This is a genomic window from Frankia sp. CoWAU3 (genome assembly GCF_977971855.1).
The window spans coordinates 1-1,827 of sequence record NZ_CDWWXB010000174.1; the positions used below are offsets into that span (position 1 = coordinate 1).

Below are 1,827 nucleotides of genomic sequence, written 5' to 3' on the forward strand. Positions count from 1 at the left end.
CGCCTCGTCCGCGAGGTATCCGGTCACGCGAAGCCGTTCCCGCACATCAGCGACGTCGGCGAAAGCGTGTTCCTGCAGCGACATGGCCACCTTCCGTCCGTCCCCGTGTCAGGCATCGCCACGTCCATACTGCCAGGCTGGCGCCGCAGACGGGTGACTACGCCTTGCGCGCCGCCGTCCGCCGGGTGGATATCCACGGGCTGCTCATCGACCTGTTCGCCGCCGGTTCACCCGGGGATTCTCCCGAGGTGTTCGCCTGGGTGTTCGCCGGTTCAGTCGATCCGCTCGTAGGCGGGAAGAGTAAGGAACTCGACGAAGGTCTCGCCGAGCGCCGTCTCCTCGAACACCGCCGCCGCGTCCTTCCAGCGACCGTTGTCGAAGGCGGCCGCGCCGATGGAGAGCCGGATCTGGTCCAGCACCTCCGCCAGAGTGGTCCGGACCAGATCGGCCGTGACCGGACGGCCGTCGTCGAGCACGACCCCGGCGGCTATCCACTGGAAAATCTGACTACGGGAGATCTCAGCGGTGGCGGCGTCCTCCATCAGGTTGTCGATGCCGACCGCCCCGATCCCACGCAGCCAGCTCTCCAGGTAGCGCACCCCGACGCTGATGTTCCCGCGGACCCCGGCCGCGGTGACGGAACCCGGAGTGTCGCGCACCGCCAGCAGGTCGCCGGCGCCGACCTTGACGTCGTCACGCAACCGGGTGAGCTGGTTCGGCTCGTCGCCGAGCACCGCATCGAAGACCTCGGTGCACACCGGCACCAGGTCAGGGTGCGCCACCCAGCTCCCGTCGAACCCGTCCGCGGACTCCCGCTCCTTGTCGGCGCGCACCTTCGCCAGGGCCGCGGCGTTGATCTCGGGGTCGCGCCGCGACGGGATGAACGCCGCCATCCCGCCGATCGCGTGCGCGCCGCGGCGATGACAGGTGGAGACCAGCAGCTCGGTGTAGGCGCGCAGAAACGGCACCGTCATCGTCACGCCGTTGCGGTCGGGCAGCAGGAACTCAGTCGGCCGGGACGCGAACGTCTTGATGGTGGAAAACATGTAGTCCCAGCGGCCAGCGTTGAGTCCGGCGGAATGCTCCCGCAGCTCGTAGAGGATCTCCTCCATCTCGAAGGCGGCGGGCAACGTCTCGATGAGAACGGTCGCCCGGATGGTGCCGACGGGCAGGCCGAGCTCGGCCTGCGCCGCGGTGAACACGTCGTTCCACAGCCGGGCCTCGAGATGACCCTCCAGCTTCGGCAGGTAGAAGTACGGCGCCACGCCCGTAGCACGCAGGGCGTGCGCGTTGCGGACCAGGTACATTCCGGCGTCGAAGAGCGCGGCGACGATCGGCTCCCCGTCGACGGTGACGTGCCGCTCCGGCAGGTGCCAGCCGCACGGGCGCACCACGAGCGTCGCCGTGGACTCGTCGAGCTCGTAACGACGGCCGTCGGGCGAGGTGAAGGCGAGCGTGCCGGCGACGGCCTCACTCAGGTTGTGCTGTCCGACGACCATGTTCGACCAGGTCGGCACGTTGGCGTCCTCGAGGTCCGCCATGAAGACCCGGGCACCGCTGTTGAGCGCGTTGATGAGCATCTTGGCGTCGGTCGGGCCGGTGATCTCGGCCCGACGGTCGACCAGCCCCGGCGCCGGCGACGCGACCCGCCAGTTCCCGGCCCGGATGTCGGCGGTCTGCGGCAGGAAGTCCAGGGCGGCCCCGGCTGCGATCGCGGCGCGGCGGGCGGCCCGGGCGGCGAGCAGTTCGGCACGCCGGCCGGCGAACGTGCGGTGCAACCCGGCGACGAAGGCCAGCGCGTTGTCGGAGAGCACCGCGTCGACCTGC

General features: G+C 70.1%; 1 protein-coding gene. It reads right to left on the reverse strand.

Features of this window, described 5'->3' with window-relative positions; all coding sequences use genetic code 11:
- Positions 1–272 precede the first annotated feature (272 nt).
- Positions 273–1,827 (reverse strand): malate synthase A (aceB, locus tag AC08ON_RS14180; RefSeq protein WP_476617137.1); only part of this gene is annotated, 1,555 nt, incomplete at its 5' end.